Annotated in this window: 17 protein-coding genes and 1 riboswitch; of the genes, 4 read left to right on the forward strand and 13 right to left on the reverse strand. The window is 44.9% G+C overall.

The features are described 5' to 3' along the window. Window positions 1-173: 173 nt before the first annotated feature. The 3 genes from FPZ44_RS17755 to FPZ44_RS17765 all read right to left on the reverse strand — a co-directional run bounded on the left by FPZ44_RS17755 (window position 174) and on the right by FPZ44_RS17765 (window position 5,261). Window positions 174-1,931, reverse strand: coding sequence for a methyl-accepting chemotaxis protein (locus FPZ44_RS17755; protein ID WP_144992271.1), 1,758 nt, complete (start codon window positions 1,929-1,931; stop codon window positions 174-176). A 318-nt stretch (window positions 1,932-2,249) separates the two neighbouring features. Then, window positions 2,250-3,545, reverse strand: a complete 1,296-nt coding sequence (locus tag FPZ44_RS17760; RefSeq protein WP_144992273.1) for an NCS2 family permease — start codon at window positions 3,543-3,545, stop codon at window positions 2,250-2,252. A 225-nt stretch (window positions 3,546-3,770) separates the two neighbouring features. Beyond that, window positions 3,771-5,261, reverse strand: a complete 1,491-nt coding sequence (locus tag FPZ44_RS17765; protein WP_144992275.1) for an aminotransferase-like domain-containing protein — start codon at window positions 5,259-5,261, stop codon at window positions 3,771-3,773. A 260-nt stretch (window positions 5,262-5,521) separates the two neighbouring features. Between FPZ44_RS17765 and FPZ44_RS17770 the strand changes: the two genes are divergently transcribed. Further along, window positions 5,522-6,145, forward strand: a complete 624-nt coding sequence (locus FPZ44_RS17770) for a LysE/ArgO family amino acid transporter (protein WP_144992277.1) — start codon at window positions 5,522-5,524, stop codon at window positions 6,143-6,145. On the opposite strand, the gene FPZ44_RS17775 is transcribed toward FPZ44_RS17770, so the two are convergent. The 3 genes from FPZ44_RS17775 to FPZ44_RS17785 form a co-directional block, all read right to left on the reverse strand. Then, window positions 6,131-7,042, reverse strand: a complete 912-nt coding sequence (locus tag FPZ44_RS17775; RefSeq protein ID WP_144992279.1) for a prenyltransferase/squalene oxidase repeat-containing protein — start codon at window positions 7,040-7,042, stop codon at window positions 6,131-6,133. The two genes, FPZ44_RS17770 and FPZ44_RS17775, sit on opposite strands and share 15 nt — an antisense overlap. A 91-nt stretch (window positions 7,043-7,133) precedes the next feature. Then, window positions 7,134-7,814 (reverse strand): AlkZ-related protein, encoded by a 681-nt coding sequence (locus FPZ44_RS17780; RefSeq protein ID WP_144992281.1) that lies wholly within the window; start codon window positions 7,812-7,814, stop codon window positions 7,134-7,136. Between the two features lie 140 nt (window positions 7,815-7,954). Next, window positions 7,955-8,950 carry a helix-turn-helix transcriptional regulator gene (locus FPZ44_RS17785; protein ID WP_144992283.1) on the reverse strand — a complete coding sequence of 332 codons (996 nt, stop codon included), beginning with the start codon at window positions 8,948-8,950 and terminating at the stop codon, window positions 7,955-7,957. Between the two features lie 251 nt (window positions 8,951-9,201). Between FPZ44_RS17785 and FPZ44_RS17790 the strand changes: the two genes are divergently transcribed. Beyond that, on the forward strand, window positions 9,202-10,242 hold the full coding sequence (locus FPZ44_RS17790) for a hypothetical protein (protein ID WP_144992285.1): 1,041 nt from the start codon (window positions 9,202-9,204) through the stop codon (window positions 10,240-10,242). Window positions 10,243-10,384: 142 nt separating this feature from the next. Here the strand turns inward: FPZ44_RS17790 and FPZ44_RS17795 are convergent, their stop codons facing one another. Next, the gene (locus FPZ44_RS17795; RefSeq protein WP_144992287.1) at window positions 10,385-13,600 is read right to left on the reverse strand and encodes an efflux RND transporter permease subunit; all 3,216 of its coding nucleotides are present in this window, start codon (window positions 13,598-13,600) and stop codon (window positions 10,385-10,387) included. A 252-nt stretch (window positions 13,601-13,852) separates the two neighbouring features. On the opposite strand from FPZ44_RS17795, the gene FPZ44_RS17800 reads away from it, so the two are divergent. After that, window positions 13,853-14,740, forward strand: a complete 888-nt coding sequence (locus tag FPZ44_RS17800; protein ID WP_144992289.1) for a TetR/AcrR family transcriptional regulator — start codon at window positions 13,853-13,855, stop codon at window positions 14,738-14,740. A gap of 142 nt (window positions 14,741-14,882) precedes the next feature. Here FPZ44_RS17800 and FPZ44_RS17805 read toward each other — a convergent pair whose 3' ends face one another. Then, window positions 14,883-16,667 carry a sensor domain-containing diguanylate cyclase gene (locus FPZ44_RS17805; RefSeq protein ID WP_144992291.1) on the reverse strand — a complete coding sequence of 595 codons (1,785 nt, stop codon included), beginning with the start codon at window positions 16,665-16,667 and terminating at the stop codon, window positions 14,883-14,885. Between the two features lie 288 nt (window positions 16,668-16,955). Beyond that, window positions 16,956-17,057, forward strand: a riboswitch (purine riboswitch). 106 nt (window positions 17,058-17,163) lie between these two features. On the opposite strand from FPZ44_RS17805, the gene ade reads away from it, so the two are divergent. Then, window positions 17,164-19,047 (forward strand): adenine deaminase, encoded by a 1,884-nt coding sequence (gene ade / locus FPZ44_RS17810; protein ID WP_261378423.1) that lies wholly within the window; start codon window positions 17,164-17,166, stop codon window positions 19,045-19,047. Window positions 19,048-19,190: 143 nt separating this feature from the next. Here the strand turns inward: ade and FPZ44_RS17815 are convergent, their stop codons facing one another. The 5 genes from FPZ44_RS17815 to FPZ44_RS17835 form a co-directional block, all read right to left on the reverse strand. Continuing rightward, complete coding sequence (locus FPZ44_RS17815; protein ID WP_261378411.1) at window positions 19,191-20,063, reverse strand: polysaccharide deacetylase family protein; 873 nt, start codon at window positions 20,061-20,063, stop codon at window positions 19,191-19,193. 179 nt (window positions 20,064-20,242) lie between these two features. Then, window positions 20,243-20,692, reverse strand: coding sequence for a hypothetical protein (locus FPZ44_RS17820; protein WP_144992293.1), 450 nt, complete (start codon window positions 20,690-20,692; stop codon window positions 20,243-20,245). Window positions 20,693-20,896: 204 nt separating this feature from the next. Then, window positions 20,897-22,768 (reverse strand): ABC transporter ATP-binding protein, encoded by a 1,872-nt coding sequence (locus FPZ44_RS17825; protein ID WP_144992295.1) that lies wholly within the window; start codon window positions 22,766-22,768, stop codon window positions 20,897-20,899. Continuing rightward, window positions 22,765-24,495, reverse strand: a complete 1,731-nt coding sequence (locus tag FPZ44_RS17830; RefSeq protein ID WP_144992297.1) for an ABC transporter ATP-binding protein — start codon at window positions 24,493-24,495, stop codon at window positions 22,765-22,767. Before FPZ44_RS17830 ends, FPZ44_RS17825 begins: the two co-directional genes overlap by 4 nt. Window positions 24,496-24,535: 40 nt before the next feature. After that, complete coding sequence (locus FPZ44_RS17835; RefSeq protein ID WP_261378412.1) at window positions 24,536-25,036, reverse strand: MarR family winged helix-turn-helix transcriptional regulator; 501 nt, start codon at window positions 25,034-25,036, stop codon at window positions 24,536-24,538. Window positions 25,037-25,064: the final 28 nt, after the last annotated feature.

Raw genomic sequence — 25,064 nt, forward strand, 5'->3', positions numbered from 1 at the left:
AGTATAACAGATTTGCTTGAAACAAATCAAGTGCATCTTGCCCACAACGTATCGTGCTTTCATTTTGTTGCTTTGATGCTGACACTTTGCTTCAAGAGATTTCATCTAGTGATTACATCTAGAGTTCTGCGCCTGGAGTTTTGATTCTAGTGATTGCTTCTAAAGTTTGGCTTCTAAAGCTTAAACTTCTGCATTTCCGCATTCATGTCCTTCATTTTGCTGCCCAACCAAGCAGCTGTGCTCGCCATCTCCTCCACACTTGCCAGCTGCTCTTCCGAAGAGGCAGCAATGCTTTGTGCGTTATCAGCTGCATCCTTTGCAATCGCGGCCAAGCCGTTCATCGAAGCAGATACTTGCTCTGTACCAGCCGACATCTCTTCTGAAGCGGCAGATACTTCTTGAATATGCTCCGCTACACGCTGAACCGCCTCATGCAAGCTCTCAAATTGTTCACCAGCATCTCGTGCAATCTTCGTGCCCGTTTGTATTTCATCCGCACTGCGCCCCATCGTTACCGATAACTGTTTTGTCTGAACGATAACGGATTGAAGCTGTCCACCAATCTGCTCTGCAGCTTGACCGGTCTGTTCCGCTAGCTTCCTCACCTCATGTGCGACTACAGCAAAGCCCTTGCCGTGTTCCCCCGCTCGTGCAGCCTCAATAGAAGCGTTTAAGGCAAGCAGGTTAGTTTGCCTTGCTATCTGCTGAATGGAAGATACGATTGCTTCGATCTGCTGGGATTGCCCAGCTAACTGATTCGCCTGCTCAGAAGACTCATGAGCAGCCACCTGAATACGATTCATCTGCGCAATCGTCTGCTTAATCCTATCACTGCCCTGCTCTACCGTCGCTGAAGCATCACTACTCATTTCCGATACGATCAACGCCGACTCCGCGATACGTTGAATCCCGATCGATACCTCTTCCATGGCGACCTTACTGTCTTCAACAGTTGCCAAATGTGTATTCGAACCTGTTGCCACTTCCTCAACCGCTGCTGCAACATGTTGAGCCGATTGAGCATTTTGATCAGAAATAATCGCCAACTGTTCCGCAGATGCAGTAACTTGCTCGGTTGTCTCTCTTACATCAGCCGTAATTTTACGCAAAGCTTGAACCATTTGATTAAAGGACTGTGCGAGTTGGCCAATTTCATCTTTGGATGAATTCGTTACAGATACGGTAAGATCGCCTTGAGCTGCTTCCTGTGAAATTTTAGTCAGCTGCTTAAGCGGTCCTACCATCCGGCGAATCAGCAGAACAAATACCACCATAATACCCAAGCCCGTAGCTACACCTACGCCTGCTGTCTTCCACAAAATAGTGTCTAGTTCAGCATCGATCGTGTCGTAATTGAAATCGACCGCAAATAGTGCCACCACTTCCTGCTGTTCATTACGAATTGTAGTCATCGTCGTAATCCATTTGCCACCTAGATCCTGATACACATCACTAATAGCAAAGCCATTACGAAGCAACTCGTCCTCCGTTTGCATCCACTCAGCTGGAAGGACATATAATTGCCCTGGCTGTACGCCGCTGTCTTTTATAAACTCCGTGTTAGCATGCAGCAATCGCTTGTACGTCTTTCCATCTTTCTGTGTGTCCTCTGGCAGCAGCAGGTAGCTGTTACTTATGAAGCCATCTCGAACCATATTATTGAGGTTATCGCTAATCCACTCGATATTTTCGTCTTTCAAATACTGCTCAAGCTTCAGCTTGTCCAGCTTCGCCTCTGCACCTATGATGCCTTCCAATTCAACCTCAGCTTGCTTCGTTAATGTCTTATGTAATTCCGTAAGCTCGTTATAGTAAATCCCTCTTTCTGCTACATAACTATAGCCAGTAAGAATACTGGTAAGCGTAACAATAAGGGCAAAAATACTTAACGCAGACTTCACCACGATACTCTTGGAAATAAAGCCTCGCATTATAACCCCTCCATGCTCACAATCATAAAATCCCTTTTTCTTGAGATATCCTATTTATGTGTTCAGTTTTATAGTAATATATCGACATTATTCGACAAATATTAATACTTTTGCGAACTTTCTTTACTTCTAAGTTAGAGCATTCCCTTAGAATTGATTACTGTTGCAGCCGCCCTTTATCAAGCGCAGCAACAACATTTTCTTGCTAATGGCATTAAATCGCCTAATCTTCTTAAACAAATTTAAGTAGGTTTAAACAATGAAAAACAAAAAAACGCCTTCCCCTCTGGGAAAGCGTCCTTTATGCTCTTTATTTTATTAATGCGCTGGGAAATAGACCATTTGCAGTGCAAAAATGACACCGAAAATATAAAGCAGTGGATGTACCTCGCGTCCTTTGCCGTTGAACAGCTTCATCACTGGATACGTAATAAATCCAATTGCGATACCTGTTGCAATGCTGGACGTCAATGGCATGCTCACAATAATTGCGAACGCCGGGAATGCTTCATCGAACTGATTCCACTTAATACGCGCCAAGCCATCCATCATAAAGCAGCCAACAATGATTAGCGCCGGTGCCGTAATAGCCGGCAAGCCAGAAATCGCTTGAATGACTGGAGCGAAGAACAAGGATACCCCGAACATAATCGCTACCACAACGGTAGTCAAACCTGTACGTCCACCTGCCGCTACACCTGCGGATGACTCAATGTATGCTGTACATGGAGTTGTACCCATAACTGAACCCGCTGTTGTTGCGAAGGCATCTGCCATAAGCGCCTGCTTCGTGCGCGGTAGCTTGCCATCTTTCATAATTCCTGCTTGCTCAGCAACACCAATCATCGTACCCGTTGTATCGAAAATCGTTACTAGCAAAAATGCAAATACGACTGTGTATAGACCGTGTGTAAATACACCTTGTACATCTAGGTCAAACAAAACAGGTGCTGTCGGCAAAGATACAACGCCTGCATCAAAGTTCAACAGACCCATAAAGCTACCTACGATAGCGGTAACTGCCATACCGACGAACAACGCGCCTTTTACGTTGCGAACCATCAAGATCAGTGTCACAAGAAGACCCAACAACGTCAAGATCGTAACAGGCTGATGCAGATCCCCAAAGCCAACCATTGTCGCTTCATTTGGAACAACGATACCTGAAGATTTCAAACCTAGAAAAGCGATAAACAATCCTATTCCCGCCGTAATACCGAACTTCAATGCTGGCGGAATCGCTGCGATCAACATTTCGCGCAGCTTCGTGAACGTCAAAATGACGAATAATATAGCAGCTAAAAATACAGCGCCGAATACAACTTGGTAAGTTACGCCTTGTGAAGCAACGACAGAAGCAAAGTAAGCATTCATGCCCATGCCCGGCGCGATCGCAATTGGGTGGTTAGCAAGCAAGCCCATTAGCAACGTTCCGATAATCGCGGAAATAACCGTCGCTGTGAACACCTGCTGAAAAGGTACCCCTGCGGATGATAGTATAGCTGGATTGACGACAACGATATACACCATTGTTAAAAACGTTGTCATACCTGCCGTAATTTCTGTGCGGACATTCGTTCCGTTTTCCTGAAGTTTAAACCATTTCTGCAACATACGGATTTTGCTGCCCCTTTCAATAAGAACACTTGGATTACTTAATGCATGCTACCTTATATACGATTTAATGTCAATGAAAAAACGTAATTTGTTCGGATTTAAATATTTTGGATTGGTTTAATAGACATAATTAAAGCTAAATATGAGCTAAACACGAACATTAAACGATTTGAATGTCACATTTATCCTATACTTTTTACCTCGTGCAGCTCTGTTACTGCTTCACCCCTGCATGCGGATAAGCTCTGCCAGCTTTCCCATCGCAAATTTCATTTCCTCTATAGGCGCATATGCATATGACAGCCGCAGCTGTCTGCTAGCTCCACGGTCATAAAGTGTACCTACATTCAGCAATATCCCAGCCGAAAGTGCCCGATCGAACAACTTGTTCAGCGAACACCCACCCGTCAACGTTACCCATATGTAGAACCCGCCAGTCGGCTTCTGCCAAGTCGCAATGTCATGCCAATCTTGCTGCAACAGTTCTAACATGGTATCCCTACGAATGCGTAGTTGTTCACGTAGTTGTTCCATATGCCGCTGATGATAGCCTGAATGAAGCCAATGGTATGCCATAAGCTGCGACACAGAGCTGGACCCATAATCCGTCTGCATTTTAATGTCTGCTAACCGCTCAATTACTCGCTCTGAGCCTACGATCCAGCCGATTCTCAATCCAGGGCTGACTATTTTCGAGAGTGTGCCGACATAAAGGACTTGCCCACTTGTGTCCCTCGCTTTTAGCGCAGCAGGCGGTCGATGATCAAGCCATAACTCTTCATATGCGCCATCCTCTAAAATTGGCAATCCAATCTGGTCGCAAACCTGCATCAGTCGCGTTCTCCGCGCTTCACTCATCACGATTCCAGTTGGATTGTGATAGGTAGGATTCGTATAGAGTAGCACGGCTTGACGCAGCTGCTTCAAACGGGCCAAGGCAGAGGCCTGCAAACCTTCCGCATCCATAGGAACACCTGCTAGACGAACTCCAGCGGATTGAAACGCATGGATGGAATATAAATAAGAGGGCTTCTCCAATAGTATCGTCGATTGCCGCTCTAATAATCCTGCCGAAATAAGCTGAAAAGCTTGCAATGCCCCTGATACAACGAGCACATTTGAAGGCGAAGCATTAATACCTCGTCGCCCCAATTCTAGACATAGTTCACGTCGCAGCTGCAAAGATCCCAGCGGTTCTTCATAACTAAGTGGTACTGTATCCAATGAAGATGCTATTTCGGAAAATAGATGCCGCATAGACTGCTCTGGCAGCAGACTCGGTGAAAGCTCACCCGTTCCTAGCCGAATCATGTGGGGTGCGAATTCCATTCTGTTTATCGTCTGCACCAGCGGTAAATTCGGATAGTGCATGCCCTCTTCCACGTAATCATTCCAATGCTTGCGGGGGGAAGAGGATGGTTGAATACCTTCGCTATCATGTAAGGTCAGATCATCTACCTCTCCATCTCCAGCTACCCGTGTGCCTCCCCCGCTGTTTCCCTCCAGCATTCCTGCAGATACGAGCCTATCCATAGCTGCGACAATCGTACTTCGATTAACACCGAACTGTTTGGCCAACACCCGCTGCGACGGAAGCTTCATACCCTGCGTCCATTCGCCGCTCTTTATTTTAGCGATAATATAAGCTTCAATTTGCTGGTAAAGCGGTAACGGATCGTTCATATCCGGCCGCCATTGCGATAATTGATTCATTTGACACGCTCACCTTTTTGCGACGTTCATCCCACATAGGGTGCACAAGCCTGCTAGTACCTACCGAGCTTGCATATAGAGGCAGATTACTAGTTATGCATCGTCTTATTTGGAATGTTATTCCTTTGTATACTTATGCTTATTATAAATTTGGTTGGCTGCGCGTTCAACCAAATGGTTGGGTACATCCGCCCAACCATTCTATATGATTAAATACATCAACGAACTTGAAGCTATACATAAGTACAGGGGGAAACAACATGGTAGAAGCATTCATTCATGGTATTTTGCTTGCATTCGGACTTATTTTGCCGCTAGGTGTGCAAAATGTATTTATTTTCAACCAAGGAGCGATACAACCACAATTTAATCGGGCATTGCCTGCTGTGCTAACCGCCGCATTTTGCGATACGCTGCTTATCTTGCTTGCTGTACAAGGGGTATCACTTATTATTTTTCAATGGGACTGGTTAAAGCAGATATTGTACGGGGTGGGATTCGTATTCATGCTCTTTATCGGTTATAGCCTGTGGAAATCTGCTGGAACTCAAACGACGGTCGAAGATCGAGTGAAGACAGCACTAACAGGCCGCAAACAAATTTTGTTTGCAGCTTCTGTTTCGATTTTCAATCCACATGCTATTTTGGATACGATCGGGGTCATTGGAACAAGCTCGTTACAGTACGAGGATGAAATGAAGTGGGCGTTTACGCTAGCCGCTATCGGCATTTCATGGCTATGGTTCTTAGGCTTGGCGGCCGCTGGCCGGATGCTGCGCACCGCCGATACCTCAGGGAAATGGATTGCTGTATTTAATCGTATTTCTGCCATTACCATATGGGGGATTGCCTGCTATATGCTTGTTACTTTACTCAGAGGCTGAACTGCCCAATCTCCCATAAGCTCGTAAAGTAAGCAGTCTATCTATCGTAATGCTGCCGCGCCACTCCAATTCGCAGGCTGGACTAACCGCTTCCCAACGAATCGGCCAACCGCCGTCCGCCTGCTGCTCGGTCAGTAAGTGATCCAAGTGACGGCTTATATCTTCTGCCGTAACCAGCTTGGCGACAGAATGATCAGGTGCAGGAGCCCAGTCGAGCACTTTGTGCACATAGCCCTCGGCCTGAGGATCAAGCTCGATAATACCTGGCCGCTTAATGAGCTCATCCAACCATACTCGATACTCTTGTACTCGTTCAGAATCAGGAGCATGCTCTAAGAAAGTCGCAGCCTGTACAATATCATGATAATCATATGGATTTAGCTCATCCAACTGACGCCACATATATTCCACAGACGACTGGAACCACTCCTCTTCCTTAAAAGAGTGCTGCGCAGACAATTTGTACAACAGGCCAATGATGTTACCCGTTGGGTTCAAGGATGGCAATTGATCTTCTTCCCTATACCACCATGGAGCGTGTGGATAATCATTCACCGCTAATGTCGCTAACGGAAAGCCTCCTGCAGGGCGCGTGATACCCCTCAAATAACGACCAATCCCCTCCATAATCGTCGAATCTACATAACTGACTTCATCCATCAATCTAAGTGCCATCTCAACAGGAACAGGCTGACTATGTGGACATCGAATGTCCGGCTCCAACGCTTGCCCAAAGCCACCATCCTCATTCTGATACGCTCTCAATGCTGCAATGACCTGTTCAGGACTACCCTGTTCAAAATGAAATTCATATCTTCTTCGATCAAGAAGTCTTGCCTGCCGATACATAAATTGCTTCGCTTGTCCTAACGCCTCAACACTCTTCTGTCCTGCCATCTCCCAATTCCCTCCCATATTTCATTCCCTACATTCCCCGCTACACTACTAAAAGAGCTATTTAACTAGCACCTAGCGCATAACATGCTAACTATAGACCCAAAGCTTTGCGAAATGCCTTGTTTGCTTCAGGCGTGCATACAGAAAACAATCGTTCTTCCAGCCTTGCCTGTGCTTCATCCCGTGTAAGTTGCTCCTCTGCTAAGCCAATACCACGCATCCAATCCCCCAGTGTCTCAAAGGACGTATTGCGCCAGCCGCCTCTTAGCTCACCAACCTCATTCCGCATATCCTTTACACCTGAAATAACAATATCCATCGTACCTTGAAGCTCCAAAAGGCCCCGATCAAAATCTTTCTTCTTATCCTGCGCCTTCATTCCTGCTTCTGCCCGGAGCGAGCGTGTCTCGATGCCAGGGTTCGCTTCAATAATGGCATACAACTCTTTTGCTTCACGAGATAATTGACCACCTGCGTAACGTTCCTCCACAGACTGCTCACTTCCAATAAGCGCCCTAAGTGCAGATACAAGATCAGCAGATACGAGCACTGACTTTTTCTTCAAAAACTTACCGTATGCGGCGCTCCCATCACTAGGAAAACGAACTCTCCAACGCCACGGATCATTGTCTTCATCCGTATGCCACTGCTCACTGGGTGTAATTACATCCAAAGAAGGATGATTCGGTATCAGTTTTGCTAATGGCAAAATACCGACTTCTCGTATCACTTCAACAGCTTCATCATACGTACAAATGCGTTCGCGATTCATACTTACGAACCTCCTATATCAACGGTTCTATACATTCGAAGATGAAAATCTGTAACTCATTTAGAAATGGCACTGAACGCTTTCGCCCTAGCGCATGCTTCCTCCAAGAGCGAATGTTCACACCTTATTATCCTGTATGGTCAATTAGACTTTCCTTCATAACGGGCATACACTTGAGCTGCCAACTTTGCAACCTCTTCTCGAAGCTCAAGAGGCTCCAACACTTCAGCATCCATGCCAATCCGGTAAAACCACTCTACTGCCCACTGCCATTCTGACCTTGGAAGTTCTGCATCCAGCTCCCATACGTCATCCCCGCACAAATGAACCTGCTCACCTAGATGCTCATCTTGTTCCACCTGGAGCATGCCACGGTAGGTAAGCCGAGCTACGATCCGCACACGCTCCGTTCTTTGTTCGAATAAGTCAGGAGCCAGAATTGTTGTTGAAGCTTGGTCTTCGGAAGCTTGATATGGATCGCTTTGCTGCACAGCCGCAGTACCCATTCCTGCTTGTTCGTCCAATAATCGAAGCTCGGCAACGCGATCCACTCGGAACGAGCGCGATTCACCATGTGTGAAAGAATAAGCCTCACAGTACCAAAATCCATTCGCCGTATAGACCCGTTTCGGCAATAAATGGAGCCACCGCTCGTGACGCATAGATCGATAGAACACCTCTATCGCATGTCCTTCTACAGCGGCCTCCAGCAGTTGAGTCAAATAAGGTGCGCGGTAACTGCGTTTTGGCATAAACAGCTCCATTTTTTCTAGCTTTGTATCAAGTTGTGAGCGATAAGAAGGTGCCAGCGCATATTTTAACTTGTCCATGACCGTCCATCGTTCCGCATTGAACGGCGAGTCTGCCAGTTGAGTCATTCCTTGCAGCGCAACTAGTGTCAGCAAGGCTTCTTCCTCACTTAGCGCAAGTGGAGGTAAATGATATCCTTCCATGAGCCTATAGCCGCCACGTGGTCCACTTTCTCCATATAGAGGGACTCCCATTTCGCTAAGCGTCTGCATATCTCGCAAAATGGTACGCTTCGAAACTTCGAATTTGTCAGCCAGTGACTGAGCTGTTTCTGATTGCTGCTGCAATGCCATCACGATAGCGGTCAAGCGATCACTTCGCTTCACGACTACACCTCCGACTAACAATTATCGTCATTATAGCACTGTATTAGTGACAGCTTGCGTGTCACCAATTCCAAATTTATTTTGGATAATAAGCTTAACTTGCCTGCTGTTATCATTAACTAAACTTTCTGTCACCAAATTGAAATCCATTTGTATCCAAATCAATCGATTTCACAAAGAAATTCGTAACGATCTCTGCTCCATTTCGATCTACTATATACTCGCAGTTTCATAATCCATAGGAAAGGCAAGTGAATCCCTTGAAAAACATGCTCACGAAAGTAACGCTAGCGCTAAGCATCGTCTCTACATTTTCATTAGGAAGCTTGGCAAGTAACACTTCTGCTCTACCTTCCAACACCTCTCTGCAATTACAACCGACAGAAGCAAAGACAGAATCAGCAGTAGTAACCACACAAGAGACCACAAACAAACCGTTATCTACTAAATCATCCAAGCACAAAAATGTCATCGCGAACATGAAAAAGCTAGCCAGTAAAGCTAAATATGCACATGAGTTAATTACGTACATGGATAAACATATTCACAAAGTAAAGCCTGAGCAAGCCACGGAGATGCTCATCATTTTAGAAAAATATTATGAAAATCACGTTGAACAAGTCATTGGCCAGCTAAATGAATTAATTGCAAATCCCAAACTACACGCCCAACTTAAGAAGCTCGGCAGCAATCTAAATAAGTTCGATAAAATTAAAGATAAGTCGTTCAAGAAATGGCTGCTCCTTCAACAAAAAGGCAAGCTAAAGCTAAATTACGACGGTACCCTCTACTTCTACTACGTTGACTATGAAGCGATCCAAAAAGCCTACGGCTCTGCATTTAACAAAGATACCGCCTTCTACCTTCAATATACGACGCTTAGCAACAAAGAGCTTTACTATATTTATGACGATAACAAAAAACCTCCCTACGAAACACTAATGAAACGTGCTGCTGTCATTGACGAATATATACAAGCGACACCTAAGAGCCGACACTTAAAAGAGATAAAGGATTTACACCATGGCTACCTGTGGCAATTTTTCAATCGAAATTGGGATGATATGATCGATAAAAAGACTGGAAAGCTTCACCCTAAAATGAAAAAGACGTATGCAAGCTTAATCGAAAAGTACGGTGAATCGAGAAGCGGCAGCCTGTTAGTCAAATATGTAGATTTAATTGCACAGCATAAAGACGCCATTTCAGATAGCGATGGAAATATCCTGCCGTATATGAATAAATTTTGGGAAGAAGAATATAGCAAGCTTTATAAAGAGACATTTAAATAACAGCTTCAGCATGAGGCACGCCCTATCGAATATTTACAAACGCTACGATAAAAAAAGGGTTGTTCCCACCATGGGGAACAACCCTTTTTACATTTTTACGTTATGCTATCAATCACGAGCATATCGGGATTTATCTAGTAGCTTAAGCAGCGTTAGCCTTTTTCTTCTTCTCTTTACGGCTAATTTTGCTAACTGCCTCATAAACGATCGGCACGACTAGCAATGTAAGCAATGTAGAGCTCGTCAATCCACCGATAACGGTTACGCCAAGACCGCGGGAAATAACGCCGCTGCCTTCCATACCCATCGCAAGCGGAATCAATGCCCCGATTGTCGCGATAGCCGTCATCAGGATCGGACGAAGACGTGTTGCTGCCGCTTCAAGCAACGCTTCGCGAACAGAATATCCTTCTTCTTCCTTCTGGATAACGCGGTCGATCAATACGATCGCATTCGTTACGACGATACCGATAAGCATCAGCATACCAATCAAGGACGAGACGCTGATCGTCTCTCCTGCGATAAACAGCGCGACAATCGCACCAATTATCGTGAATGGTAGAGAGAACAAGATTGCAAATGGTGCTAGACCGCCGCCAAATGTAATCACAAGCACCAGGTATACGATTGCGATAGCCGCGAGCATTGCAATACCAAGCTGTTTGAACGACTCTTCAATATCAGCTGTTACCCCGCCTGTAGAAATTTCAACGCCTACAGGAAGCTTCATCGCATCGACTTCTTTTTGTACAGCAGCAGATACTTCCGATACATTTGTACCTGCAATTTTACCGCTCACGTCTAGAACGAGACGACCGTTCTTACGTGTAATCGTGTCAGATGTTGTACCTTCGTTCAGCTCAACAACATCCTTCACTTTCACTTTCGTGCCAAGTGGTGTTGTAAGCTCGCGGTTCAGCAAATCATCAATAGAGTTTGCCTTCTGTTCCTTCACCTGCAAGTATACATTCAGTTCTTCGCCGTCTTTCTCAACGGTCGTCAACACAGGACGTTCACGCTGCTGGCTAAGTTCCATACCGACCTGAGCAGATGTTAAACCATATTGGCTTAACTTCTTATGATCAATCGTTAACGTATACTCCTCATACGCATCAGACAAGCTGGACTCGACGTCCTTCAAGCCTTCAACTGTAGACATACGCTTCTCTAGTTCTTCAACAACTGGCTTCATTTTCTCCATGCTGTCACCGAACACATACATCTTCATATCATTGCCGCTAAATCCGCCAGTGGCCATGTCCATTTGGCCCCACTCGCCTTTTGGCGTTTTCGCCTGCAAGTCTGTTATAACCTGTTCTTTCAGCTCAGTAAAGTTAGGCGTGTCCGGATTATAGCTAATAAAGAACAACGCCTGATTGCGTGCTCCCGGACTCATTGGGTTCTCACTACCTACTGAATACTGTACAACATCTGCGTATTCACTGGCGCGGAAATACTCTTCTGCCATTGCAGATGTCTTCTTCACATCTTCTAGTGTTTGACCTGCTTCAGGATTGAAGGTTGCGATAACCATCTTCTGTTCCTCAGACGGCAGGAAGCTAACGCCAACGAATGGTGTAAGCAACAAACTTCCTACAAGCAAGGCAACCGCGATTAGCGATGTAATTACTTTATGATTCAAAGACCATTGCAGCGTTTGCTTATATGCCAAAGCCAAACGGCCCGGGTTATCTTCATGATGCTGATGTTTATCGCTAATACCGTTTTTGAACATTTGATGTGCCATCATTGGTACGATCGTAATCGCAACAACCAAGGATGCAAGCAAGGCAAATACGATCGTCAAGCCGAATGGCAAGAACATTTCACCGACCATCCCCGAAACGAGACCGAGCGGCAAGAATACCGCAATCGTTACGATAGTAGAGGACAAAATCGGCATAAACATTTCTTTCGTTGCCTCACGAATGAGATCGAATCCTTTTAGCTTCTCTTGCTTCAAGGACATACGACGATAAATATTTTCAACAACAACGATAGAGTCATCGACAACGCGTCCGATCGCGACCGTCATCGCACCAAGCGTCATAATATTGAGCGTAATATCCATTTGGTTCAATAGGAGAACCGCAATAAGCAAGGACAATGGAATCGATACAACCGAGATAAGCGTTGTACGAAGGTTGCGCAAGAATAGCAAAATGATAAGCATAGCGAAACCTGCACCGAACAAAGCTTTACTTAGCATCGTGTTTACCGAATCTTCAATCGGTTTACCTTGATCGGATGTAGAAATAAACGTCAAATCAGGGTACTTCGCTTCAAAGTCTGCAACGACAGCCTTCACAGCATTTACAACCTCAACCGTATTCGCGTCCGCAGCTTTTACGATCTGCATACCGATAGCATCTTGACCGTTCGTACGGGATACGGACTCTGCTTGACCTGTCAGCTTAATGTCAGCCACTTCACTAAGCTTAACTGTTGGCATCTTCAAATCTGCAGCTGCCTGCCCTTGTGCACCAGGAGGAATTGCCTGAGCTCCTGCTCCTGCACCCGCAGCAGATTGACCCGCTGCACCTGGCATTGCTCCCATTCCAGCTCCAGGCATTGCCGGTTGTTGTGCACCAGCACCTGCTCCGCCCATTGCAGCCGGATTGTACGGAATTTCAAGATTGCGCAGCTCTTCCAACGTCGTCAGCTTACCATCAACAACAACGGATTGCTCCGTATCACCGAATTGGTACAAGCCTAGCGGGAAGCGCAAGTTAGAAGCTTGCAGCAATCCACGAACTGTATCCTCTTGCAAGCCATATTTCTTCATCTGATCGTCCTTGAACGTCAGCTGCACTTCATCTACTTGTTGACCGGAAACTTGGATGCTGGCAACGCCATCAACACCTTCAAGCTTTGGTACGATTTCTTCTTCCACTTGCTTCGTCAGCTCTGCAAGCGATTGTTTGTCATTCGCTGCACTCAACGTAATAACAGGGAAAGCACTGAAGCTCATACGAGATACTTTCGGAGATTGCACGCCTTCTGGCAAGCTAAGCTCAGCCATCATGCTCTTCACTTCTGCTTCTGCCTTCTCCATATCTGTATCGAAATCATACATAATCGTTATCGCGGATGCATTCTGGAACGATGAGGAATCGACGCTATCGACTCCCGCCAAGTTCTGTATCCTCTGCTCTATTGGCTTGGTGACTTCATCAGCCACTTCCTGTGGAGCAGCTCCTGGATACACAGTCGTTACCGTTACAACAGGTGTCGTAATATCCGGCAGTGTCTCCATTTTCATTTGCGTACCTGAGTACAATCCCGATACAACTACAATAATCGTGATTAGCCACAGCGCAAATTTGTTTTTCAAAGAAAAATTAATAATACTGTTCAACGTTTCTCCTCCACTTCTATTTAGCTCTTCAACCCTCGTCTCTGTTATCGCGCACATCGAATAACAAAGACGGCGGGTACCTATAGCTTTACATCCTTATAAACATTACTTTTGACTGACTAGTCATAATAATATAAAATATAACTGACCAGACAGTCGGAGTCAACTAGTGGACGTCGTTCAGAATGAACATTGACGAACAGAGCATTCGCGTCATAATAAAGGTACCCGACATAAATAGGAGCGTATCAAATGAAGGAAAAAGAAAAATGGTTGATCGAGGCTGGTATGAAGCTATTCGCTCGCAAAGGTGTATTGGCTACTTCCATACAAGAAATCGCTACCGAAAGCGGCATTTCCAAAGGTGCTTTCTACTTATATTTTGATTCCAAAGAAGACCTGCTGCTGGCGATATTTAGATACTATTACGACCTTATCAATACCAAAGTTAACGAAGTGGGACAACATATAACAGACCCGAAGGAACGGTTCGTTCGCCAGCTCCAAGTACAGCTGGAGGAGATTGAAAAGCATAAAGAATTTATCGTTATGCATGCACGCGAGCATGCCATTCCGTTTAATAAAGATATTGCAGAATTTGTGTTTACAATGCGGGATGAGATGTTTGCTTTTTTCCGGAACCATCTCATTCGAATTTACGGTGAACAGCGTGTTCAGCCCTATGTAACAGACCTTACCTTGCTTACGCAAGGCATGATGCAAGTATTCTGTGAGATGATGCTGCTTCATAATAAGCCAAGCGACCTTGCAGAATCAGCAGCTTATATGTTACAACGCATCGAACATTTGCTAGAAGGCTTCGAGCGCTCTGGTGATAAGCCAATTTTCGAATCTTATTACAACCATAGTATGTGCTTGTCATACGCAACCGAGCCAGCCGATCCTAAGCAGCAGTTGCTGCAGGAGCTTCATACACTGGCAAAGGGAGCAGCAAATACGGCCGATGACGAGCATCTTCGCATTACTTTGGATGTGCTGATCGAGGAGCTAACAGCCGATGAGCCACGTCAACCAATAGTTGAAGGCATGCTGTACAACTTACGAAATTATGAAGCACTAGCACCTACTATTGAGAAAGTTCGCAATCAATTCAGCAGCGCTTCTAACTCATCAAAATGAAGATAAGGCAGAGACATGTAAGAGATAATCTTTTGGATACAACAACCTCTCTTTCAAATAAAAGAGGCGAAGCAACCTCAACGGTCCCTCGCCTCATTCTGTGATCTTCCTATATATTTAGGAAGCTAAGCTACTACATTTTCTACTGCCCATGTATCCGAACTTGGTTGCGGCCCGCTTGCTTTGCCTCGTACATCGATTGATCCGCCAACTGTATCAGCAGGCTTTCTTGTCCTTCCTGCTCAGGCTGTACCTGCATCGTAAAGCTGCCCAAGCTGCAAGTTACGACTGAAAATGCTGGCGATACATTGTGCATAATGCCTAAATGTTCTACGGTTAAGCGCACAGATTCAGCAATAACAGCTGCCTGTATTTTATCTGTCTGCGGTAAAATAATCGCGAACTCTTCACCGCCATAGCGAGCTACGATCGCATTAGAGTCGGATAATGCATCTCGTACCGCATGGGCTACACGCGTTAGGCACTCGTCTCCTTGCTGGTGACCATACGTATCATTGTACAACTTGAAATAGTCGAGATCGAACAGCATAAGCGTTAGCGGTGTGCCTTCTTCTGTTGAAGCATGCCATTCCCGCTGCAGTACCTGATCGAAATAACGTCGATTGTACACTCCCGTCAAACCATCTCGGAACGAGAAATCTTTTAATAAATGGTTTGCCATTTGCAGCTTCTCATTCGCTTCTTTCATTCGCTGCTCTGACACAATCCGTAACGTAACATCGCGGTAAAAGATCGAGAGCCCCCCTTCTGTAGGGTACATTCTCGTCTCCAGCCAACGCTGCTTAGGCTCATCAAACCAAAGAAATTCGGTTCTGACCTTTTCCGTCATTGTGCGCATACTATGCTCATACCATTCCGTATCTAGCAAATGCGTATTATATACCCAAAAGTGCTTGCCCTTTACTTCCGAAAATATAATGCCCTCAAACTGTTCTGCACTCTTGTTCACAAACATAAATCTCCAATCATTGCTCAGCGCCACGAAGCAATCCGATAAGCTGTTTAACGTGTTATTGAGGTGCGTCTGTGACCGTTTGAGTTGTGCCTGTGAGCGAGTCAAACGAATATAGAGCTGATTCACTTCAAAGAACAACACAGCAAGTGCAGCTGTAGCCGACAACAGCGCATTAAAGCGCGCCATATACCAACCAACACTGTATCTTTCACCTGCGTACAAGGTTAGAATGACGTCTAAACAGAACGTAAATACCGATAGCGTCAGCCATATATGCAGCACACTGTTGAATTTCGTCCTTAGCAACAACATCGTAAACGCTATTACATTTAAGCCAGCAACAACAGGTCCTATCCCTGAGTAGACAAGCTTTTCATAATTATGCCCATCTAAAAATGCCGGAAGGGAAGCACGATAGTAGTACAGCAAATAAGTCACAACGACAACGACAGCTCCTGTTCCTAGCAGCATCCCCCATCGCAACAACTTCTCCCTGCTGAACTTCGCAGGCTGAATGTTCCTTTTCAAATTCAACGAATATAAAATAATGCCTATCGGATAACCAATATGCCATACCAACCATAGCCAAAGGGATAATTGCTCCAAATTGCCTACCCAATGATACGGTAGTATACCCGGAAAAGCAGCGGCATGCGGAATAACGATAAGTGCTGTAAATAAGAAGGTCGCGGAAAGAATGAGCAGCGGCTTTTCACCAGATGCCCGATATTGTATGTAAAAGAGGTGCGAGGTTACAAAGTCCCCGATCAATACCCATGCAATGAAGAGAGGATAAAAAGCATTTACTTCTAGGAAATGGTTCTTCGCATAGGGGAGAACAGACATCGACAGACCAATGATCAACAAGCCAACAACAGTTGCAATAATCGTCTGCTTTCGTGTTGGCGGTAACTTTAACAAGGTTGTCAATGGATCCTTCATATCTGACATTACTCGTTCAACCTTTCTTCATCATTAGTTGCTGCATTGAAATATTCCCAAACAAATTTACTCTCTGCGTAACTTGTTTTCGTTCTTCCTATCTTCCCCGAAATGTAACTTTTATCTTACTACAAGGAAGATGCAGTGTACACCTACACCCATATGAGAGCTTATAGGGAGCTTATACAATTCATCATTACATGTATCGGTAACTTAGGCTGCTTTACACCTGTACATACTGCACCAACTTTATGACAAAGCTATTGACTGCTGAAGCGCAGCCCTATAGAATAAGTGAAATTATATATGTCACCATCTCGTATAGGGTCGGAAATAAGGTCCGACTGTTTCTACCGAACTACCTTAAATAGTTTGACTACGAGGGAGGAACAGGCTGCTTCCAAGCTGAACAAGCTTATGGAGTGCAATCGACGGTTCATCTAGACAGCAGATTAGAAAAGCAGTGTTTCGCATTTATGCCGCAGCTTTTCCTGCTTGTCTTATTGTGTCTACCCATTTTGGGATAGATCGAATCGCAGATATTGCCCGTAGTTCCTTCTACTCCTGTCAAACTCTAAGTGTTCGATTCGATACGCTAGAGTTTTTTTCATTTGGAGGGGAATTGCAAGTGACAACGGGACACACAGAAAAAGAAACAGCCATGAAGCAGTGGATTGCCGCTGCCTCCAAACGTGAACAGGCAGATATCGTCATTCGCAATGGCCGCATCGTAGATGTATTTCAACACGAGATCAGAGAAGGCGATATCGCAATAACGAACGGACGTATTGTCGGTATCGGCGAGTATGAAGGCAAACAAATTATTGATGCAGAAGGACGCTACATCTGTCCTGGCTTTATTGATGCCCATGTCCACATTGAATCTTCGATGGTCACTCCCTCGGAATTCGCGCGTGTGGTGCTGCCGCATGGAGTCACTTCTGTCATCACAGACCCGCATGAAATTGCCAATGTCAGCGGTACAGCAGGCATTCAATATATGTTGGACGCATCCGAAGGACTACCTCTCGATGTGTATGTTATGCTTCCATCTTGTGTACCTTCTACACCCTATGAACATGCTGGAGCTGTGCTGCAGGCGGTTGCATTAGAACCTTTTTATCATCACCCTCGAGTGCTTGGACTAGCAGAAGTAATGGACTATCCTTCCGTTCATAGCGGTGCGCCAGATATGGTACGCAAGCTAACTGATGCTTATGCAAGAGGTAAACTTATTGATGGCCATGGCGCTGGACTAAACGGAGAGCAGATTGACGTTTATCGAGCAGCAGGCATACGAACGGATCATGAATGCGTGTCTGCTGAGCAAGCACGAGAACGTCTTAGCCGCGGCATGTATGTGCTGCTGCGAGAAGGCTCCGTTGCCAAAGATGTACGCAACCTTGCTTCCGTCGTCACCCCCCATAACGCACGCCGCTGCTTATTCTGTACAGATGACAAGCATTTGGACGAGCTTGTACAGGAAGGGAGCATTAACTGGAATATAAAGCTAGCGATTGAATCCGGCATTCCAGCTTTGACTGCCATTCAAATGGCGACATTAAATGCTGCTGAATGTTACGGTTTGGATACAAAAGGAGCTGTCGCCCCCGGATATGATGCCGATTTGCTATTTCTTGATCAACTAGACACGGTAGAAATTAGCCATGTATTCAAAGCAGGTAAACTTGTCGCTTCTGATAGAGCATATATAGGGCCAAAATTGACGATTACCGCCCCACCATCGACTGTATTGAACAGTGTTCGATTAAACCATATACAAGCTGAGCAGCTCAGCATTCCATTGCCTGAGCACAGTTCATGCTCCATTATTGGCATTCAACCTAACAGCCTGTTAACTGATCACCTCGTTGAAGAGGTAACTATTATAAACGGTTGCTTCCAGCCTTCAATTCAAGCTGATCAATTGAAAATGGCTGTACTTGAACGCCATCAGCATACCGGCCATATTGGACTTGGTATCGTAAAGGGATTTGGCTTCAGTGCCGGGGCAATTGCATCTACTGTTGCCCATGATTCGCATAACCTAGTTGTCGCAGGTACGAATGATGCTGACATGTTGGTTGCCATCGACGAGCTTCGTCAGGTAGATGGCGGACTTACTGTCGTCAAAAATGGAGTCGTACTTGCCACGCTTCCGTTACCGATAGCAGGTTTAATGGCGACACAGCCTTATGAAGAAGTATTGAACCAGCTCGAGCAGCTCCATCATGCCTTGGATCAAATCGGAGCTTCGACTGACTTCCATCCATTTGTGACCTTATCTTTCTTATGTCTGCCTGTTATACCAGAGCTCAAGCTGACGGATATGGGATTGTTTTCATTCCAATCCTTCAGCCATATTTCAATATGGCAGTCACGCTCGTAAGAGCCGCATGAATATGCCTTTGCCAGTTATTTTTATTAACTGAAGCATACAATTGACTAGCTGGTTTTAACTAACAAAGGCGCCCTTTTGCGGGCGCCTTCCTTCATGCTCATGCTGCTTAGCTATTTAAAAGATGGAATGTTTTATTTGTAAGCAGGCTTTTGCAGTAATTCAGGAACAGTTACCAACTCTATCCCTTGATCCCGTAGCTGTTTGATGATTCTCGGGAGAGCTTGAACGGTTCCGCTCAAGTCCTCCCCTTCTCCACCAGCAGAATGCTGCAGCACAATAGAGCCCGCTCGAACATCGCCCATTACATTTGCCACTACTTGATCCGCATTCAGACCTTTCCAATCCAATGAATCCACATTCCAATTCACAATGGATATCTTGTTGCTTACGAGCCATTTGATCTGTTCTTCGGTAATATTTCCGTATGGCGGTCTAAGATACCTCATCGTTTTGCCTGTTAATTTCTTTATCGTTTGCTGAGTATCTGATACTTCACGTTGAAATACAGTGTTCGATACCTTTGCCAAATTAGGGTGATTATACGTATGGTTTCCTAATATATGCCCTTCTTTTACGATACGATCTATGATATCAGGATGCTTCTGCGCCCTGTTGCCAACAACGAAAAAGGTCGCCTTCACTTTATATTCCTTCAGTACATCTAGAACTCGCGGGGTAAATAGTTGATCAGGAGCGTCATCGAACGTTAAAGCTACACGCGGTGGCGTTGATGGGCCTGAGAAATGAAAGTTCGAACGGTATTTTTTGCGAAGCTGTTCCAGTGTCAGTGGTTGCGTATTGCGGTTCTTGTTTTCAGGTCCGCCAGCAAGCTCAGGCGCTCCATTAGGTACAAGCTTGTATTCTTTAATCGTATTATTTTTAACCGAATTCGCTTGATTGGAATTCGATGTTCCCGTTGTATTGGAGTAACAGCCTGCTGTCATCACAGCGAGCAGAAGACTCGTAAACAAGCATCTCCGCAAATATCCTTTACGCACCATCATTTTCATTGCCCCCTAAATATATATAAGGTTACAATTCCCCATTCAAGTGAGGTTCATGATGGCATCTTATACCTACTACCTCTTGTCATACGTTAATACTGTATTATTACTGGTTATGAGCCACAAAATGGTGACTGACAACTTCTTAAACAAAAAGAGATGCCCTTTGTGGCATCTCTTCACTTTTCGAATAAACTATGAACCGATTTGAAATCAAATTGATTTGTTATCCGGTATGAATCCCCTTTACTTTTTTCAAAAACATAGGTATCAGCAGAGCCCGTATCAGTAACAACTAGCCCCAAAACGATGTCATTTCCACTATTTATCGTTAAATGAACTGCAAATTTTTCACTAGGTGCTGGAGAGTCCTCAGCTATTAATTCAATATCAGAATAAAGTTTAAGTATTGCATCTATTTCCTCTTTACTTTCTGTATGAATCACTCGTTTCTCTCCACCATATTCCTGCAAAGTAACATCTGTAATTTCTTTTCCCTTTAAGCTATTGCTAAGTAATTCATCAAACGAAGTTTTAGTTTTTTTATTAGCGTTATAAATCAGTGTTCCTACAACACCAATAATCAAAATTCCAACAACTACATAAATCAAATTCTTGTATTTTCCCAATATGATTTCCCCCCTTGATGGAGTTTTTTTACATTATTTTCATCTTACCAAAGAATCATAAGATTTAGAACAGACACAAGTACTAATAAAATGGATTTTAATAAGGTGACATATATAGAAAAATTTTTTTACCCTAACTATAAAATCAAAAAATCCCTAGTCCGCTGTTTAGCTAACTAGGGATTTCATTTTCAACATTTCACTTTATACAGCTTGACCTTCATCTGCAAACTGGCTGTTATACAAGCCCGCATAGAAACCGTCTCGCTCCAGTAATTGTTCATGCGTACCTTGCTCGATCACACTGCCCTTATTCATGACAAGGATGAGATCTGCATCACGAATCGTGGACAGTCGGTGCGCAATAACAAAGCTTGTTCTGCCGTTCATCAACGTGCTCATTGCCTTTTGAATATGAACTTCTGTCCGTGTATCGACGCTGCTTGTCGCTTCGTCCAAGATCAATATTTTCGGATCAGCAAGAATGGCACGCGCGATGGTAAGAAGTTGCTTCTGACCTTGAGAAATATTCGAAGCTTCTTCATTTAATACCGTATCATATCCTTCCGGAAGCGTACGAATGAAGTGATCGGCATGCGCCGCCTTCGCTGCACGAATAATCTCGTCCTCAGAAGCACCCACACGGCCATACGCAATATTGTCACGGATTGTGCCGTTAAACAGCCACGTGTCCTGCAATACCATACCAAACAAGCTGCGTAATTCCGCACGTTTCATTTCATGAATAGGTACGCCATCAATCGTAATCTGTCCACCGTTAAGCTCATAGAAGCGCATAAGCAAATTGATTAGTGTTGTCTTGCCCGCACCAGTAGGACCGACTATTGCAACCGTCTGACCTGGTTGCACCTGCACGTTCATATCTGTCATCAATAGTGCATCTGGCTTGTAACCAAATTGCACATGATCGAAGACGATAGCTCCACGCGGCGATGCCAACTGCTTCACTTTATCGGAATCAGGACGCTCTTCCTCTTCATCCAACACTTCGAATACACGCTCTGCTGAAGCGATTGTGGATTGAATCAAGTTCGCAATGTTTGCTGCCTGCGCCAAGGGCTGCGAGAACTGACGAGTATATTGAATAAAGGCCTGAATGTCACCAATTTGAATCGTACGATTCGTTACGAGCACACCACCAACAACACAGACAAGAACATATCCAATATTGCTGACGAAGCTCATTAACGGCATAATCATACCAGACATAAATTGTGCGCGCCATCCTGCATCGTATAAGCGATCGTTCACCTCATCAAACTTCTGTAGCGACTTCTCCTCACGACCAAATGCCTTCACAATTTGATGCCCTGTGTACATTTCCTCAACATGCGCATTCAATTCGCCCAATGAATCCTGTTGGTTTTTAAAATGCTTTTGCGAGCGGCCTGCAATGTTCTTCGTTGCGATAATGCTGAGCGGCAATGTTACCAACGTAATTAAGGTCAGCAACGGACTAATCGTAAGCATCATAATGATAATACCGATAATGGTAATGACCGATGTAATTAATTGCGACAAGCTCTGCTGCAATGTTGTACTAATATTATCTACATCATTCGTTACCCGGCTCAGCATCTCGCCATGCGGCTGTCTGTCATAATAGGATAACGGCAATCTTGCCAACTTGCGATTGATTTGTTCACGCAAATCGTACACGACTCGCTGCGCAATTCCTGCCATCACATACTGCTGAACATACATAAACAAGGCACTAAACACATACAGCACAACAAGAATCATGAGAATATTCCAAATGTAACCGAAGTCAATTCCTGCACCAGGAACCCCATTCATCATATTCATAAGCCCTTCGAACAATTTCGTAGTGGCTTTACCCATAATCTTCGGACTGACAATCGAGAACAACGTCCCCAATATGGCCATAAAGAAAACAATGATAAGTGAAGTTCTACTCGGTTTTAAATAACCAAGCAACCTGCGCAGCGTACCTTTAAAGTCCTTTGCCTTCTCACCAGCAACAGCCATACCAGGCCCCATAGGGCCTTTCGAACCTTGATGTCCGTGAGGGGATCGTTCTTTTTGCTGACTCATGCGATCTCCTCCTCTGTAAGCTGGGATGCTACAATCTCCTGATACACTTCGCTTGATTTAAGCAACTCTTTATGCGTGCCGATGCTCGCTATTTTACCATCATTCAAAACAATGATTTGATCAGCATCCATAACCGTACTAACTCGCTGAGCAATAATAATGAGTGTAGCTTCCTTTGTCTCTTGCTTCAAAGCAGCACGCAGCATGGCGTCCGTCTTGAAATCCAAGGCAGAGAAGCTGTCATCGAACAAATACACATCCGGTCGACGTACTAGCGCTCTCGCAATCGACAAGCGTTGTTTTTGGCCCCCTGATAAGTTCGTTCCGCCCTGAGACACCATCGTTTCATAGCCTTCGCCCATCGACTCAATAAAATCAGAAGCCTGAGCGACTACTGCTGCATGGCGCACTTCTTCATCTGTAGCCTCATCTTTACCGTGGCGAATGTTTTCTGCGACTGTACCTGAAAATAACACAGCTTTTTGTGGAACGAGACCAATCTTATGACGTAAATCCCCTTGTTCCAGCTCACGAACATCGACACCACCTAAGCGAATAGCCCCTTCGCTTACATCATAGAAGCGAGGAATTAAGTTCATCAATGTAGACTTACCAGATCCCGTACCACCAATAATTGCGGTAACCTCGCCTGGGCGAGCTTGAAAACTAATATCGCTAAGTGCAGCTTCTTCTGCACCAGGATAACGGAATGTAACTTGATCAAACTCCAAATATCCCTTTTTGCCTGTATCCACAGACTTAGGTTGTTCTGCATCTTTTAGCTCTGGCTTCATATCAAGCACTTCATTAATACGAGCTGCGGAAGCAGAAGCACGTGGAATTAACACGAACACAAGTGAAAGCATAACGAGCGAGAACATAATTTGCATCGCGTATTGGATAAAGGCCATCAGGTCACCGACCTGCATACTTCCACTCTCAATGCGAAGACTGCCGAAAGCAATAATCGCAATCGTCGTCAAGTTCATAACCAGCATCATAACAGGCATAAGCAAAGCCATAATACGGTTAACTTTAATACCTGTATCCGTCAAGTCGCGGCTAGCCTCTTCAAAGCGTTTCTGCTCATGCTCGACACGATTGAAGGCACGAACAACGCGGATACCTGTCAGTCCTTCACGTACGACAAGGTTGAGCTTATCAAGCTTCACTTGCATGGCTTTGAAGAGCGGAATACCTTTACGAGCAATAAAGAAAATAACAAGTGCCAACACCGGCAATCCAACAGCTAACACCATTGTAAGTGGGCCGTCTTTGGATACCGCCATAATAATACCGCCAATACACATAATAGGCGCCATCACCATAATGCGCAGAATCATAACCAACACTTGCTGCACTTGGTTAATATCGTTGGTCGTACGTGTAATTAAAGATGACGTCCCCACTTTGTCGAACTCCTGCAAGGAGAAGTTCTCTACATGCTGGAATACGTTGGCTCGTAAATCTTTACCGAACCCAACTGCTACTTTGGATGACCAATAACTGGCCCCGATAGCACAGAGCATGCCTCCTGCAGCGATCAGGAGCATCAAGCCGCCCATTTTCCAAATATAATTAACATCACCCGTAACTATCCCTGTATCCACAATATCCGCCATCAACGTCGGCAAATACAGCTCTGATAACGTTTGAATAAAGACGAGTGCCAGTACGATTGCTGTCGGAAGACGATATGCCTTCAAAAAGCGAATCAGCTTCATCATAATGATCCATCTCCTACTCCAAAATCCATTCCTCTTTGTCTTACTGTTTGTCGTGCTTATCCATACAATTCTTACGCTCGGCATTTTCTTGCTGGTAGTAGTCAAACACCTTCATTAACAGCACTGCAAGGCGCTCGCTATCTTCTAAGCCAAGGTGATCAAGAAGCCCATTGAACGACTTCATAAATCTCTTCTTAGCCTGTGCTGCAACTTCTTCTCCTTCCGAAGTCAGCTTCACTCGAACTACCCTTCGATCATCCGGGTCCATATAACGCTCAACCCAGCCACTCTCCTCCAATCGATTAATAATCTGTGTAATTGTGGGAGACGTAACATTGAGCATTTGGCTTATATCGGACACACGCATTGCTTGCTCTCCTTCAAGCTGCGCCTTCTGGATACAAAATAGTACTGTCATGTCACTACGCTTCTGCCCATCTGACGTTTGCTGCTGCCATTCCGCACGCTGAAATTGCCGAAATGACCTCATTAACTTCTGTGATACTTCATCTCTTCTCGAATCAGTTCCTTTTTCAGACACGATTGCCACCCCAGTTCTCTATTCTCTA

The organism is Paenibacillus agilis, from assembly GCF_007786455.1.
GTDB classification, from domain to species: Bacteria; Bacillota; Bacilli; order Paenibacillales; family Paenibacillaceae; genus Paenibacillus_B; species Paenibacillus_B agilis.